Below are 14528 nucleotides of genomic sequence, written 5' to 3' on the forward strand. Positions count from 1 at the left end.
GGTCACCCTCGACGGTCGGCGCGGCGGAGCATCTCCTCCATCTCGGGGTCGGCCATGATCTCCCGGACCTCCTGGGCGCAGCGGCAGCCGGCGGCGAACTTGGCAGCCCATCCGAGCGCCTCCTCGCGGGTGGTCACGTCGACGACCACGAACCCGCCGATGACCTCCTTGGTCTCCGGGTAGAGGCCGTCGGTGACCGACCCGTCCGTGGCCACGATGTTGGCCCGCTGCCGTTGAAGGCCGCCGCCGAACACCCAGACGCCCGCGTCGACGGCCTCCTGGAGCACGGCGTGCGCCGCCTTGCCCACCTCGGGCAACTCCTCGGCGGGGATGTGGTCCATCGCGCCGTCGTTGAACGAGATCAGGTACCGCGCCATCTCAGAACTCCTCGTCTCCCGGGCGGCCTTCGCCGACCGCCTCCACCCGTACCACGAACGAGCAGCCCTCGATTCGACGCCAGGCCGGAAAAAGTCCCGCCGCCCGCCGATCTGCTGTTCGTGGCGTGGTGTTCGTGGTGTGGTGTGGTGTGACAGCAACTTCGGGGATGTTGCTGTCTCCGGCGCGGCTGAGGCAGCAACATCGGGGATGTTGTGCAGATCTTGGCGTCGATCCGACCCCGTCAGCCGGTCTCCCGCACGAGGCGGTACAGGTCCTGGCGCACCGCCAGCCACTCCTCGCCGAGCGCGTGCCGCGCGGCGCCCAGCGCGTCGACGCCGGCCATTCCCGCACCCAGCGCCGCGTGCAGGGCATGCACGGCATCGGCGCCGGCCCGGACATCACCGCCCTGCGCCGTGAGGCGGACGATCCTCCACCGGGTCTCCTCGTCCACGGTCAGCCCCCGCTCGACGGCCTCGACCGCCTGCCTCGCCAGCTCGTCGTCGCTGAACCGGAGCCGCATGATCACCGCCCGTACGGCGTGCGCCACCGCCGCCCGCCGTACCTCATCCGGCGCGGACCGCAGCCGAGCGTCCAGGTCGGGCTCGTAGTGACCGAAGTTCGACGGCGGCCTCGGGTCGGCCGGGATGTGCGGCAGCCGCACCGTCACCCACGGCCCGGCCTGCGGGTCGACCCCCTCGTCGCTCATCCACTCGGCCGGCAGCCGCACCCCGGTCCGCCGTTCGACGAACGCCATCGCCGCCGACCGCACGTACCCGGTTCCGCGCGCGGCGCGTACGTCGTCCAGGTCGTCGGCGAACGCGGACGGGTCGTCGCCGTGCCGCCGCTCCGGGTCGTTCAGGTCCATCCAGGCGAGCACCCGGCCGTACACCGCGTACGTGAGGCCGCCGTTGCCGTTCACAGTCCACTCGACGGTGTGCACCCGCGTGCCGTCGCTGAGCCAGCGCAGCACCTCGGGCCGGCTCAACGCGCAGCCATTGTCCTGGAACACCAGCACGTCCGGGCCGATCTGGGCCAGGTCGGCAAGCTCGCCCGACTGGTCGTCACCCGGCTCGACACGCCTGGCCCGCAGCCGCTTGATGATCCCGTCGACGGTGGCCTCGGTACTCGCCGGCTGCACCACAGCCCAGCTCAACCCCTCGGCGAGCCAGTCCCGCCCGGTGAGGAAGTCGTCGTAGTACCGCACCGCGTCCGAGACCATCGGAACACGGTACGACGTTCATCGACGCCTAGGACTGCCTGATCCACTCGGGTTCCTGGAAGTCGGTCCGAAAACGGCGTCCTGATACCCCGATTTCCCGGAGGCCGAGTCGATCAATCGTCCGCCGCGGCGACGGGGCGTGGTGTGTGTCGATCCGGTTGTATCGTCTCGCTGATGGGGCGGCTCATGGACCGGCGCCGCGATCTTGCCGGATGGTTGGTGACGCCACTGTTCACCCTCGTGGCGGCACCGGTGCTGGCTGGCATCGTCGGAGTGTTGGGAAACATCGGAGACAGCAACGGCCCGCCGACGCTGTGCAAAGAGGCAATCGCCGACAACAGTTGCGAGGAAACCAGCCTCAGAGTGATCGGCGTGCATGTGGCGATCGCGGGCACCATGTGGCTGCTGCTATGGATCATCCCGTGGTGGCGAGGTCTTCGCACCGTGCGCGTGCTGCTCGCCGTCGCCGCGACCGTCGTCCTCGTACTCCTGCCGGTACGCATGTTCGACTGGTCCATCCGGTACTTCTGATGTCCACAGTGATGCGAGGCCCTCGCCGTCGCCGGCGCACGCCCCCGGGGGACGGCGGGCGACGGCGTTGTCTTCTAAAATCTCGTGGGCAGCACTGAACGCAGATCCGGGGGGGGCTGAGGTGACATCGACGAACCCCAACGGGATCGACAAAGTGCTCACCGACACGCTGCGTGCGCTGTCCGCACAGCAGTCCGGCGGGGCGGACGGAGCGGACGTGCCCCAGCCTGAGGGTCACGGCGAGGCGGCGGACGGGATGGTGCGGGCCACCGCTGCGCCGCCGGGCCGGCTGACCGCACTGGAGGTCGACCCAGGCCTCCGGCGGCTCGACCTCACGACCCTGACCGAGCACATCCTCACCGCCGTCAACGACGCCATGGCAGACCTGCAGCAGGCGACGACGTCCACCACGGAACAGGTTGACCTGAGTGACCTCGGGCGGCAGTTGACCGAGATTCAGCGGGATGCCGCCCGGCAGTTCACCACGTTCCTCGACGGGCTCGCCGACGCGCAGGACCGGCTGGGCCGCCGAGGCGGGTGACGGCGCCGTGCAGATCGACCCGGAGGGCATCTCGGCTGCCGGCACCACCATGCGGTCGTTGGCGGACGGTTTCGCCGACAAGCTGACCGCCTTCCAGGCCCGACTGGCATCGATCGGTCCCGCGTTCGGCGACGACGAGACCGGGTCACTGCTCGGCGTGGCATACGACGAAGCGGCGGCGTACGTCTTCGAGTCACTGCTCGAGGCGCTCGATGAGGTCGGTTTCGCTGGCGACGACCTGACCGGGATGGCTCGTGCCCACGAAGCCAACGAGGCCGACACCGGCGACCTGTTTCGCGTGCTGCTCAAACGAATGGAAGGCTGACGGGTGGGTCTGCAGATTCCGGGCGAGCTGCGCAGCCTGCTCGACATCCTGGGCTACACCTGGCCAGCTTCTGACGAGCAGAAGCTCTTTGAGCTCGGCCAGGCCTGGTGCGAATTCAGCAGTGACGTGGCCGAGTTCATTCAGCAGGCGGAGACGGCCGCCAAAGCCGCGCTGAGCGGCAACGAGGGTGCCGATATCGAGGCATTCCGTGCCTGGTGGGGCCAACAGGAGAGCCCGGTCGACAGCCTTCAGAGCAACAGCACCGGCGCGCTGGTCGGCGGTGCCGGACTCATGATCGCTGCCGCGATCGTACTGGCCCTGAAGATCGCGGTCATTGTGCAACTGGTCCTGCTGGCGATCCAGATCGCGCAGGCAATCGCCACCGCTGGCCCGACGTTCGGCGCCTCGCTGCTGGAGATTCCGGTGTTCCAGACGCTGACCCGCACCATCGTCGGCAACCTGATGCAGGAAGCCCTCTGGCGGTTGGCCGATGGTTAGGAACCGCACCGGCAAGATCGCCGCCAAGTTCGCCCGGGAATGGGTCAGAGACCTCAAGAAGGTCAAGCGGCGACGCCGCGGAAATCCGGACGCACGGCCGACCAGAAACGCGTCTCCCTCGCGGCAGGCCTCGTACCGTGCCCGTCAGGAGGCCGACCGCCAGCAGCGCAACGGACGGGTCAATGGCACCGCCGAGGCCGTGACCACGGCTGATGGGCGGCACACCGCCGTCTCGGTGAGCGACGGCCCCGACCGGATCTATCCGCACAACCGCGAGGTGGCCGGTGCGCTCGACCGGGTGCCGCAGAACCTTCGCGCGCCGTGGCACGGCAACTGCGCGTTACCGCAGTCGTTGTCAAAGCTGCTGGACCGGGGCATCGACCCGCGCGGTGGCGCGATTGGGGCCGCACGGATTCGCGCTCCGGGTAACCCCGGACACGGCGCGCACAACCCGTGCTGCAACAGTTGTAAGTCGTTGCGCAACGAGTTCGACCTGAGAGAGGTGCTGTGATGCGGGGAGACGACCGCGCACTGCCGGACCGTGCGGCGCAAGCCCTCAGGATGGCGGGTTGGTCACCACGCCGCCGGATGGACGTCGGCGAGTGGGAGTCGGCGCTTGCCCCGGAGGGCTTTGCCATGCACGCTCCCGCGCGAGCCTTCCTCACCGAGTTCGGTGGACTGGTCGTGCCGGTGAGCGGTCCCGGTCGGGACTCGGCCCGCATCGGTGTACGGCTCGACCCACTGTTGTGCCTCGGTCAGAAGGTCTGGTTCGACAGCCTCTCCGGATCCACGGCCGGTCTGCTCTACCCGCTCGGCGAGGAACACGACGGGCACGCCAGCCTGGCCATGGACGAGGACGGCACGATCTATCTGCTCTTCAACGACCAGATCAAGAGGATCGGCCCCGGCCTGACCGGCCTGGGCCGACTGCTCGAGGGCGAAGAGGCCCCGGCCGGGCGGTAACGGGCCGCAGTCAGCGAGGCTGCTTGGCGCTGCTGATGAGCGCCGCCCAGGCGGCCGGCGCGAAGCTCAACATCCCAGCATCCGGTGCCGTGGAATCGCGAACGTCGACCCCGGCAACAGCCGACGTGGCCCGCTTGGCCGCCGCCATCGGACTGACCCGGCGCTGGCGCGCTGTTCGGGTCGGTGTACGGAACATCGACGACCGTAGACTGCCCGCCGTGGGATATTCCGTGTGGCCTTCCGGTCGTCTGCACCTACCGGAGTCGGACGACGCCGCCGCAACGGCCGCCGCCAAGGCAGCCATGGCCGAACAGAGTCGTTGGTACGAGCCCGACATGACTGACGTGAGTGACCGGATCGTCGACATAGCGAGCGAGGCCAGGGCCTCGATCACCCGCGACGGGGACTGGATCGAGTTCGATCACGACGACGCGGGCGACCCCAAGTGGTCGCACCAGGCCATCGCCTTCTACGTCGCGATCGCGCCGTTCGTTCGCTCCGGCGTCGTCCACTTCGACGGTGAGGACGGTGCCCACTGGTCCTACACCTACGCCGACGGACGGATGACCCAGCAGGGTTGGCTCGGCTGGGACGGATCGGTCGAGCCGTTCGGCGAGTACGTGGATCCCCCGTCCCTGGAGTAGGGAGGGGCAGAGCCTTGAGGTCTTGCTGCCCTAGCCTGGCCGCTCGCAGAAACCACCGCCTGCCGCAAGCATGGATCCGAGGCGTTCGCTGCCAAGCCAGCGGCGCACGGAAGATCGAATAAGCTGCCCGCGTGACGCGACACGTCCGTGACGCACCGTCCAACCTGAGTGTCCGGGCTCGCCGCTTCGTGGCGGTCCATGGAGTTTGGCTCGACGTGCCCTCTGTCAGTGACTGGCGCGAGCAGTGGGAGGCCAACGGCATTCCGTCGGAAGTCGTCGACCGGGCGGAGAGCTATCAGGCTCGCTGGGGCGGACTCGCCCTACCTCCGTCGTTCAGCTACGACGGAGGGCCGCGAATGCTGCGTGCCGACACACCGGAGTGGGAGAACGACCTCCCCGAGCCGGACTGGTGGTTCGAGGCAGGACCGCAACGAACGGCGTTGCCGTACTCCTTCCTGATCGGACCTGACGGAAGCTTCGGCATCGCCATGGACAGTTGGGTGCCTCTGCACGTCCGCATCGAAGGCTGGGTCGAGTCACTGGCACTCGCCCAGTCGGCAGAGCAGATCGCACAGACGGTTACCAGGGTTTCTGGCGACGCGGTTGCCGACCTTGACCTCTCCGATATGCGACCCGTGCCAGAGACGGCCGGCATTGTCGACACCTGGTGGCATGGGGCAGGCTCTCTGATCGCGATCTACAACGGCGAAGCGGAGCTGTTCGGACGTCCCGACTATCGGGTTGCGCGCGTCTACTCCGGCAACATCGACATGGAGTGGCTGTAGGAGGCATGGATCCGAGGCGTCTGAGGAGGCTGTCGCCCGTGGCAGAGCGGGATGAGCTCGATGTGGCCCGACGTCGCTTGCCCGTGGGTGAACACGTCACGGGCCAGGTCGTCCGTGTACCGAGGCCCGGAGCGATCGGGCTGCTCGTGGACCTGGGCCAGGAGCTGGAGGGCTTCGTTGACGTCCTCGTCCTGCCTCATGACCCGGCCGAGTGGCCTTCGGTCGGCGCAGTGATGACGTTCGAGGTTCTCCAGCACCGGCCAGGCCAGGTGCGTCTCTTCCCACTCGACGCGTCGCTCCGCTCCCGGACCTACCTCCCCGCCAGCCTGAGCAACAAGGAGTGGCTGATCCTCAAGATGCGCTTCCCGATCGGCTCTGCGGTCACCGCCACCGTCACCCACGTCTTCACCTCGAACAGGGAGTACGTGGTGCGGTTCGAAGACTGCTCATCAGCCCTGGAATGGACCGGCGAGGCCCCGATGGTTGGCGCCACCGGCAGGTACACGATCACGCGCCACCTGGATCACACCCGACGCGTCGTACTCACGCCGGCCGATCCAATCTAGGATTGATCTGGACCGGCATCCTTGCCAACCGCCCGCTCATCATCGGCTCGACGCGATCGGCTCAGGGCCCGTCCGCGACCGCACTGCATTGCACTGCACCGGTGGAGATCTGGAACGGACGCTCGATGTGAGCCTTGCTCGGCGTTGCTAGCGTCGTGGCTAGGTCTGAGGGCGAACAGGCAGGACGGACGCCATGGCCAGCAGCGGAAGTACAGCTAGCTCGGCGAATCGGCGGGCTCGCGCGCCGATGTTCGTGATCGGCAGCGTCGTGGCGTTGGTCGCCCTCATCGCGCTGGGGTACCGGCTGAGCACCGACCCGCGGGTCGGGCACGAAGCGGGCGTCATCCGCGTGGCGCTGGCTCCGGGAGCCTTTCTGGTGCTGACCTGGCTCGTCCGCCTGGTGCAGTGGTGGGGCGCCGCTCGTGCTCCCGCGCGGCGCGTCATGGTGACCGCGCATCTGGCGCAGGGGAAGCAGCCGAGAAGCGCGGGGCTGGCCACAGCTGCGGCGCACACCGTAAGCTCCGCCGGCGGGATCAACACCAGCCCCAAGGGATACTCCGTGTGGCTGACGGTGGGCGGCCGGGGCAGGGGCGTCGTCCTGCACCAACGTGTCGTCTGGGAACCGTGGTTGCGCGAGCTGACCAGGTCGCGTCCGGCTACGATCCGGCACGGGCCCGGCGTCAGCGTGGTCGACGTGGCCGGGTACGGGCGGCTCTGGCCCGCGAGTTTCACGCTGCTCCGTCGTCCCTACGGGGTCAGCCTCATTCCGTTCCGCAAGGCCCATGAGTTGCCGAAGAGCGGGAGCCTCTCGTACGGCCGTCTGGCCTACCTTTTTCTCGTGTTCCTCGCGCTCGGCCTGGCCGACCTCGTCGGCCACGGTATGTGGGCGCTGCTCGGGTGGTGGGCGGCGTACCTCGTCGCCTCGATGGCCGCCATCGGAGCCTGGTTCGGCCTCGTTCCGCCCGGCGTGCGTTGGGAAGCAGCCCCTCGGGGCCACATCGCGACGACCTCCTGACCACGGACGCGATCGAGCGAACAGGCGGCGCCCTCGGCCAGAGCCTCGTCTCCCCATCAGAAACGGTCGCCTGCTCCTGCGGCCACACTGCGGGCCTTGGAGCCATCTCCGCCATGAGTCCGGGGCCGTGCCGGCGCGACCCGCCTTGCGGTGCTCACTCGGGAGTGGTCAGGGGAACTGGCTGCCCTTGCCTCGCTTCGAGGACTACCCGTTGGCGCAGAGGCTGAGCCAAGTTCAGATTGGCAGTTCGTCGGTAGCCGACAAGTGTGCATACCTCGTTGGCGGCGTGAGGCTGGGCGATAACGATGACGACGACGGCGTTGGCAGACTCGACCGCCTCGGCGTGGTAGTCGGCACCGCACGGTCTGGTTGCCGGCTCCCGAGTGCCAGTGAAGGTGACAGTCAACCGGGTGCTGGCCCTGGTACTGGTGGCTGATTCGATGGAGATGCCGGGTGGGGAGTTCCATGGCGGCGGCGTCACGGTGACGGTGGCTGCACCATCAGCGTTGATAACCGCCTGCTCATAGCGGGCCAGGGCCTCACCCGCTTGCTGGCGCATCTCCCCCAAGCTTTCCCCCTTGGGTAGTGCACCCTCATGCGGGTCGTTCACCTCCGAGCTGCAACCAGCCAGCACTACCACGGCCGCACCCCAGAACAGCCAGCGCCGGCGAACCACCGTCAAGCACCTCCGCATCGCCTGAGCACACCGGCCGGATCCGCAGGGTCGACCGGTGTGCGGCCTTCGGCAGCCATCAGGGGGTCGATGGCGACCAAGAGTATCGACGGAGGGCTGGCTGTCCAGACCAACCGTCAAGCATCAGGTGAGACTAGACAAAGCCGTCGATGGCTGCCCTCCGTCGGCTGTCGTGCGACAGTCGTCCGCCAACCGAACCGCGACGTCAGCGCGGATGGCGGCAGGAGACAAACTTCTGGGCCAGCCCGGTAGGCGCCGATCGCGTACCTTGCACCCATGGCAGTGCCATTCCCCGACACGATGCAGGAGGCGGCCGCCCCTACTCCACCACATCGCCGCCTCCCCACGGTTGCGTTCTCTCTGGCGCTGGTCGCCGTAGGGCTGATCGGCGGCTTCGGGGCCGCCAAGCTCGGCGACGAACCGCACACTGCCAAGGCGGAGCTGCTCGTCGGGACGGTCACCTGGTCGAACGACGAGACCAGGTCCATCGCGTTTGCCGAAGACGGGGCGCTCCGGAACCCTCTCGATGGCGACACGATCTACTCCGTGATCGCCGAAAGCTGGCAGGACGCGCGCGGGACACTGCACAACGACGGCACGTATCCCACCTGCCTGGTCGGCGAGGAGAACGAGCCCGCCTCAGCGGACCAGCGCCGTGTCGAACTTGAAGTCCTACACCGAGACACGGGCGGCGCTCAGCCACAGCACATCGCCGTTCACGTCCACTGCCTCGATTGATGGCATCGGACCTCGATGCGGCTCGCCTGGTTCGTCGGAACCATGGCCGACCAGAGGTAAGTGGTGGGGCGGGCGGGACTCGAACCCGCGACCGAGGGATTATGAGTCCCCTGCTCTAACCGGCTGAGCTACCGCCCCGGAACCGCGCGGATCTTATCCCGCCCGGTGGATCACGGGCCAGCGCCGATGCGGCCCCGTCCCATCACCGCCGCCGTCGCCACAGCAGCACGATGGGCAACGCGAGGATAACAGTGAGCAGCCAGCCTGCCACGACGACGCCCCAGAGCCACTCTTCGCCCGGCTCGGTGCCGGCGGCGACCATGACGTACGTCACCAGCAGGCTCACGGCGCCCGCCACGAGAACGGCGACGCCGCTGACCACGATCATCGCGACCTCCCACCAGGGGCGGTCGCCGGGCGCGCGGGCCGGCTTCTCCGGCGCGGAGGGCTGCGGGATCTCGTCCGGCGTACGTGCCGGCATGCTGATGTGCCGGTCGGCCGGCACCTGGGCGTCGATGACCGGGAGCGCCGCCGGGTGCAGGTGGAACATCGTCGGCTCGATGTGCAGCACGATGGCGTCCGCGCCGATCAGTTGCCGTGCTCCGTCGGGCCAGGTGAGCATGGCGGCGCAGTCGGCGTAGCGGACGGTCAGCGGCTTGTCGCTCTGGAGCAGGGTCACCCCGTCGACGCCGATCCGCAGGGCGGCGTTGCCCTCCTTCGCCGAGTAGCCGGTGCCTTCCAGGATCTCCGTCGAGTGGGTGGGCGCGGCGACGAAGCCGGCCCAGTCGGCGGTGAGCCCTCGCGGCACCATGAGCAGCGCGGAGCCCATCACCTCGCCGGCGACCTCGTGCAGGTCGGCGAGGTTGATGGCCTTCAACTCGGCCCGGTGCTCGTCGATGGTGAGGTTGGGTTCCCCGGTGAGCACGTTCAGGGCGTACCCGGGAAGTCGCGCGGCATCGACCTCGGCGGTGCCGAGCAGGTCCTCGCGCTTGGCCACGGTGGCGTCCAGGTCGGCCTGCTCGATCCGGCCTACCCGCAGCTTGGCGAGCACGTCGACGAAGCCGCCGAGAACGGCGTCCTGCTTCTCCGCCAGCGCGTCGGCGAGCGCCCGCAGCGTGGCGTTGCCGTCGCCGCGCGGGTCGTACCCGGTGGTGGCGGTCCGCTCCACTTCGGGCAGAGCTGCTGAAGCAGCGTCGCCTGGGCGGGCGCGTGGTGGGGGTAGTGCTGGGCGAGTCGGTCGTAGCGGCGACGCGCCTCGTTCTGGCCCAGTTGCAGACCTCGGGCGATGGTGATGCGCTGGGTCCAGGCGGCCGCGTCGTCGGGGTGCCGGGCGGTGACGTCGATGAGCACCCGCTCGGCGCGACGCAGATGGTCGTGGAACTGGTCGAACTGCTCCCGGCTGACGTACCGGGCCCGGTAGCCGCTGCGGATCCGCCAGCCGGCGCGGATGAGGTGGTTGCCGAGCAGGGTCCCGGCGAGCGGGTCGGTGGGGTCCGCGTCGTACACCTGGCGTAGGAACGGCTCGGTCCCGGGCTTGTCGCCGGCCGCGGCGACGAGCAGCGTGCGGCCGTCCGGGTCGCGGTCCGCGAACACCGCCCGCACCGCGGGCCAGTCGGCGGCGTCGAGCGCCTTGTGCAGGTCGCTGACCTCGGGGTACGCGTCGGCGACGTCGAAGGTGGGCGCCGGGAGGGTGGCGGGCATGGCGGCGATCATAGGTGATCAACTACGGCTGCGGTGTCCCCTTTCGAGGCGCGAGGTCAGCCGGCGCGCAGGGCCTCGAGGACCGCGCCGGCGGCACGCCAACCGCTGGCGAGAGCGCCCTGGATCGACGGGCTGTCCCGGTGGTCACCGGCCACGAACAGCCCCTGCCCGAGCGCGACCGGCTTGCGCAGCCGTCCCTGCGGGGGTGGGGCGGCGGGCAGCGCGTCCGGTACGGACACGGTGGTGAGGTGCGTCCAGTCGGCGGTGGATCGTCCGTACAGCCGGGTCAACTCGGCCCGGATGGTCGGTTCGGGCGGGGCCGTCGGGCCGACCACCGAGGTGGCCACGAGGTGCCGGCCGGCCGGGGCGTAGGTCGGCACGGCGTTGCTGAGCACCACCGTGTTCGCCACGATCTCCCGACGGTCACCGTCGACAAGCAGGATCGGCTCGCGAAGCGGCGGTTCGGGAGCGCTGTGGTAGTACGTCGTGTAGCTGTGCATCCGTACCCTCGTCAGAGCCGGCAGCAGCGCGGCCGCGGCGGGCGGGTCGACGGCGACCACGACGGCCCGGCAGCTGATGTCGCCGGCCTGCGTGCGGACCAGGCCGGGCGCGACCTGCGCTACCGGCGTGTCCAGGTCGAGCAGGTCGACCGGGAGCGGCTCGGCGATGGCCCGGGGCAGCGCGGCCATCCCCTCGGCGGGCAGGCCGATGCGCCCCCGGGCGAACGAGCGCAGCACCATCGCGAACACGTGGCTGGAGGTCGCCAACTCCCGGTCGATGAACACACCGGACAGGAACGGCCGCAGCAACTCCTCGATGATCGCGTCGGAGAGACCGGCCCGGCGCAGCGCCGTCTCCGTGGTGGTCTCCGACGCGGCGAGCAGGCGGGACGCCGGCAGGGTGGCGGCGCCGGTGGCGAGCGCGGCGAAGCGGATCCGGTCGAGCAACGAACCGACGCCGGCGAGGGCGGTACGCGGGCCGCCGGTCGGCTCGCGCAGCGGGTTGACCAGCCGCAGCAGGTCGTCGCCCCGACGGACCAGCACGCCGGAGGTGAAGTATCCGAGGTTCAGGCGGTCCGTGTCGAGCAGCGTGCCGAGCTTCGGGTAGGCGGTGTTGAGCACCTGGAAACCGCGGTCGATCAGGTACCCGTCGACGACGTCGGTGGCGACCCGACCCCCCAGCCGGCCACCCGCCTCCAGCAGCCGCCAGGGCACGCCCGCGCGGTGCAGCCGGCGGGCGGCGGCGAGACCCGCCAGGCCACCGCCGACGACCACCACGTCGGTCTCAGCCAGCATCGCGCGCCTCCCGCTCGCCGTTCGTCCGGGACAACCGGCCCGGCCACCAGATCTTCGGCCCGATGTCGTACGCGAGCGCGGGCACCAGCAGCGACCGGACGATGATCGTGTCGATCAGTACCCCGATCGCGACCGCCGTACCCAACTCGACGAGCACCACCAGCGGCAGGACGGCGAGGGCGGAGAACGTCGCCGCGAGCACGATGCCGGCGGACGTGATCACCCCGCCGGTGACCGAGAGACCGGCGAGCACACCGGCCCGGGTACCCCGCTTGACCGACTCCTCGCGCACCCGGCTCGTCAGGAAGATGTTGTAGTCGATGCCGAGCGCGACCAGGAAGACGAACGCGAACAGCGGAAACGACGAGTCCACGCCAGGAAAGCCGAAGACGTGGCGGAACAGCAGCGCGCACAGGCCGAGGGTGGCCGCGAAGCTGAGCAGCACCGTGCCGATGAGCAGCAGCGGCGCGAGGAGGGCACGCAGCAGCAGGGCCAGGATCACCGCGATGACCACCAGCACCACCGGGATGATGACGTTCTGGTCGCGCTTCGCGGCGTCCGAGGTGTCCACGTTGATCGCGGTGAAGCCGCCCACCACGGCGTCCGCGTCGGGCACCCGGTGTACGGCCTCCCGCAGGTCACGGATGGTCCGCTCGGCACCGTCACTGTCCGGTGGGTCGGTCAGGGTCGCCTCCAGTTGCACCCGACCGTCGACGACCTTCGGGGCGGCGTTGCCGTCCGGCGGCCCGCCCTGCTGGCCGCCGCTGAACGGGCGGACGGCAGCCACCCCGGGCACACCCTGCGCTACTGCGGCCACCCGCTGCGCGGACTGCTCGGTGGTGAAGATGGCCGCCGGGCTGCCGGTACCGGCCGGGTAGTGCCGGGCGATCACCTCCTGACCGTCCACCGAGTCGGTGCGCTGAGTGAACAGGTCGGACTGACCGAGAATGGTCGCGCCGAGCTGGGTGAGGCCGAGCGTGAGCACCGCCAGCACGACAGCCGTGCTCAACCAGATCGGGCGGGCGTGCCGGGCCACGAAGCCGGCGATCCGGCTCCAGATGCCATGCTCGGCCTGCGGGTCGGCCTGGTCCACCCGGGGACGCCGGGGCCAGAACGCCCACCGACCGCCCAGCACCAGCAGCGCGGGCAGGAAGGTGAGCATCACCAGCAGCGTGGCGGCGATGCCGATGGCGGCGACCGGGCCGAGCGCCCGGTTGGAGTTCAGGCTGGACAGCAGCAGGCACAGCAGGCTGACGATGACCGTGCCGCCGGACGCGATGATGGCCGGCGCGGCACCCCGCCACGCGGCACGCATCGCGCCCCACGGCCGGTCGTGCCGGTGCAACTCCTCCCGATAACGGGCGATCAGCAGCAGCGCGTAGTCGGTGCCCGCGCCGAAGACCAGCACGGTGAGGATGCCCTGCGCCTGCCCGTTGAGCTTGACGATGTCGGCGTCGGCGAGCAGGTAGACGAAGACCGCGGCGAGGGCGTACGACATCCCCGCGGCGAGCAGGGGGAAGACCCACAGGACCGGGCTGCGGTAGACGATCAGCAGGATAACCAGCACCACGACAAGCGTGACGAGCAGCAGCGGCCCGTCGATGGCGGAGAACACCTCGATCAGGTCGGCGAGCAGACCGGCCGGGCCCGCGACGTCCACGGTGAGCCCGTCCCGGTCGCCCCCGGCGATGTCGCGCACCTGTCGGACGACCGCGCCGATCTGCTCACCCTCGGCATCGTCCACCGGCACGACGACCTGTAATGCCTGACCGTCCTCGCTGGGAATCGGCGGCGGCAGCGGAGTGACGACGCCCGGCACCCGGGCGAAGCGGGCCGCGTCGGCGGCGACCCGCTGCCGGTCGGCGTCGGTGATCCCCGACGACCGCTCGTAGACGACCAGCGCCGGAGTGGTCTGCCGGTCGACGAACCCACCGGCGAGATCCTGGGCGCGGGTCGCCTCGGCGTCGGTGGGCAGGAAGGCGGCATTGTCGTTGGTGGAGACCTCACCAAGCCGCCCGGCGTACGGGCCGGCCACCGCGCCGATCACCAACCAGGCCAGCACGACCACCACCGCGACCAGCGTGGCCCGGCCGAAGCCCCGTCGTCCGGACATTCGCGCTCACTCCAAGAATCGACGCATAAATCGACGCAGCGGGAGTCTAAGTCGACATCGCCATCCTGCCGGGCCCACGAGCCCCAAGCGGGCCGAACCTCTCATTCCGTGCTCTCGTGCTCTCGTGCCCCGCGCCCCCGCGCCCCGCGCCGTCGTGCCCCGCGCCGTCGTGCCCCGCGCCGTCGTGCCCCGCGCCCCGCGCCCCGCGCCCCGCGCCCCGCGCCCAAGATCCTCACAACTTCCCCGATGCTGCTGCCTCCGCCACGCGGGAAACAGCAACATCGGTGAAGTTGCTGCCCCGAACGCCGACCTCCTGCCCCACACACCCGCGCGCCTCCGCGCTTGCCGGCATGATCACGTCGATCTTGCGCTTTCGGTTGTCGAAAGGCGCCTACATCCCGATATGCCACCGCACCAAGTGCAAGATCGGCGCGCAGGGGTGGGCCGCGAGGCCGAGGCAGAGGTTGGGCCGGGGCAAGGCGAGGCCGAGGCAGTGCCCAGGGTGGGGTCGGAGCAGGGCCG

At 69.9% G+C, this 14528-nt stretch carries 18 protein-coding genes and 1 tRNA gene; 11 read left to right on the forward strand and 8 right to left on the reverse strand.

What is annotated here, in order from left to right:
• Positions 1 to 2 precede the first annotated feature (2 nt).
• Complete coding sequence (locus ACQP03_RS26730; RefSeq protein ID WP_357132338.1) at positions 3 to 377, reverse strand: YciI family protein; 375 nt, start codon at positions 375 to 377, stop codon at positions 3 to 5.
• Positions 378 to 619: 242 nt separating this feature from the next.
• Positions 620 to 1597, reverse strand: coding sequence for a DUF6461 domain-containing protein (locus tag ACQP03_RS26735; protein WP_357393273.1), 978 nt, complete (start codon positions 1595 to 1597; stop codon positions 620 to 622).
• A 174-nt stretch (positions 1598 to 1771) separates the two neighbouring features.
• Between ACQP03_RS26735 and ACQP03_RS26740 the strand changes: the two genes are divergently transcribed.
• The 6 genes from ACQP03_RS26740 (at position 1772) to ACQP03_RS26765 (ending at position 4455) form a co-directional block, all read left to right on the forward strand.
• Positions 1772 to 2128: a hypothetical protein gene (locus ACQP03_RS26740; RefSeq protein ID WP_357173561.1), complete on the forward strand. Its 357-nt coding sequence runs from the start codon at positions 1772 to 1774 to the stop codon at positions 2126 to 2128.
• A 121-nt stretch (positions 2129 to 2249) separates the two neighbouring features.
• Positions 2250 to 2669, forward strand: a complete 420-nt coding sequence (locus ACQP03_RS26745) for a YbaB/EbfC family nucleoid-associated protein (protein ID WP_357132329.1) — start codon at positions 2250 to 2252, stop codon at positions 2667 to 2669.
• 58 nt (positions 2670 to 2727) lie between these two features.
• Entirely contained in the window at positions 2728 to 2994 is a 267-nt protein-coding gene (locus tag ACQP03_RS26750) for a hypothetical protein (RefSeq protein ID WP_357173555.1), read from the forward strand.
• 3 nt (positions 2995 to 2997) lie between these two features.
• A complete protein-coding gene (locus tag ACQP03_RS26755) occupies positions 2998 to 3492 on the forward strand; it encodes a hypothetical protein (protein WP_357173552.1) in 495 nt (164 codons plus the stop codon).
• Complete coding sequence (locus ACQP03_RS26760) at positions 3485 to 4003, forward strand: hypothetical protein (RefSeq protein WP_357132323.1); 519 nt, start codon at positions 3485 to 3487, stop codon at positions 4001 to 4003. The genes ACQP03_RS26755 and ACQP03_RS26760 overlap by 8 nt, the downstream gene beginning before the upstream one ends.
• Positions 4003 to 4455: an SUKH-3 domain-containing protein gene (locus tag ACQP03_RS26765; protein WP_357173546.1), complete on the forward strand. Its 453-nt coding sequence runs from the start codon at positions 4003 to 4005 to the stop codon at positions 4453 to 4455. The genes ACQP03_RS26760 and ACQP03_RS26765 overlap by 1 nt, the downstream gene beginning before the upstream one ends.
• Positions 4456 to 4465: 10 nt before the next feature.
• On the opposite strand, the gene ACQP03_RS26770 is transcribed toward ACQP03_RS26765, so the two are convergent.
• Positions 4466 to 4792 (reverse strand): DUF397 domain-containing protein, encoded by a 327-nt coding sequence (locus ACQP03_RS26770; RefSeq protein WP_433458910.1) that lies wholly within the window; start codon positions 4790 to 4792, stop codon positions 4466 to 4468.
• Between ACQP03_RS26770 and ACQP03_RS26775 the strand changes: the two genes are divergently transcribed.
• The 4 genes from ACQP03_RS26775 to ACQP03_RS26790 all read left to right on the forward strand — a co-directional run bounded on the left by ACQP03_RS26775 (position 4674) and on the right by ACQP03_RS26790 (position 7465).
• The gene (locus ACQP03_RS26775; RefSeq protein ID WP_357132314.1) at positions 4674 to 5099 is read left to right on the forward strand and encodes a hypothetical protein; all 426 of its coding nucleotides are present in this window, start codon (positions 4674 to 4676) and stop codon (positions 5097 to 5099) included. The two genes, ACQP03_RS26770 and ACQP03_RS26775, sit on opposite strands and share 119 nt — an antisense overlap.
• A gap of 131 nt (positions 5100 to 5230) precedes the next feature.
• On the forward strand, positions 5231 to 5884 hold the full coding sequence (locus ACQP03_RS26780; RefSeq protein WP_433458912.1) for a hypothetical protein: 654 nt from the start codon (positions 5231 to 5233) through the stop codon (positions 5882 to 5884).
• Between the two features lie 5 nt (positions 5885 to 5889).
• Positions 5890 to 6450, forward strand: a complete 561-nt coding sequence (locus ACQP03_RS26785) for a hypothetical protein (RefSeq protein ID WP_433458914.1) — start codon at positions 5890 to 5892, stop codon at positions 6448 to 6450.
• A 193-nt stretch (positions 6451 to 6643) separates the two neighbouring features.
• Positions 6644 to 7465 carry a hypothetical protein gene (locus ACQP03_RS26790; protein WP_433458915.1) on the forward strand — a complete coding sequence of 274 codons (822 nt, stop codon included), beginning with the start codon at positions 6644 to 6646 and terminating at the stop codon, positions 7463 to 7465.
• Between the two features lie 154 nt (positions 7466 to 7619).
• On the opposite strand, the gene ACQP03_RS26795 is transcribed toward ACQP03_RS26790, so the two are convergent.
• Positions 7620 to 8105, reverse strand: coding sequence for a hypothetical protein (locus ACQP03_RS26795; protein WP_433458917.1), 486 nt, complete (start codon positions 8103 to 8105; stop codon positions 7620 to 7622).
• Positions 8106 to 8435: 330 nt separating this feature from the next.
• On the opposite strand from ACQP03_RS26795, the gene ACQP03_RS26800 reads away from it, so the two are divergent.
• Entirely contained in the window at positions 8436 to 8897 is a 462-nt protein-coding gene (locus ACQP03_RS26800) for a hypothetical protein (protein ID WP_357132299.1), read from the forward strand.
• 61 nt (positions 8898 to 8958) lie between these two features.
• Here the strand turns inward: ACQP03_RS26800 and ACQP03_RS26805 are convergent.
• The 4 genes from ACQP03_RS26805 to ACQP03_RS26820 all read right to left on the reverse strand — a co-directional run bounded on the left by ACQP03_RS26805 (position 8959) and on the right by ACQP03_RS26820 (position 14006).
• A tRNA-Ile gene (locus ACQP03_RS26805) sits at positions 8959 to 9035 on the reverse strand.
• A 64-nt stretch (positions 9036 to 9099) separates the two neighbouring features.
• Complete coding sequence (locus ACQP03_RS26810; RefSeq protein WP_433458919.1) at positions 9100 to 10065, reverse strand: hypothetical protein; 966 nt, start codon at positions 10063 to 10065, stop codon at positions 9100 to 9102.
• 589 nt (positions 10066 to 10654) lie between these two features.
• Positions 10655 to 11893, reverse strand: a complete 1239-nt coding sequence (locus tag ACQP03_RS26815; protein ID WP_357132289.1) for an FAD-dependent oxidoreductase — start codon at positions 11891 to 11893, stop codon at positions 10655 to 10657.
• Positions 11883 to 14006, reverse strand: a complete 2124-nt coding sequence (locus ACQP03_RS26820; RefSeq protein WP_357132286.1) for an MMPL family transporter — start codon at positions 14004 to 14006, stop codon at positions 11883 to 11885. Before ACQP03_RS26820 ends, ACQP03_RS26815 begins: the two co-directional genes overlap by 11 nt.
• Positions 14007 to 14528: the final 522 nt, after the last annotated feature.

Origin of the sequence: Micromonospora sp. CA-248212, from assembly GCF_050948405.1 — a bacterium.
Taxonomy (GTDB): Bacteria; Actinomycetota; Actinomycetes; order Mycobacteriales; family Micromonosporaceae; genus Micromonospora.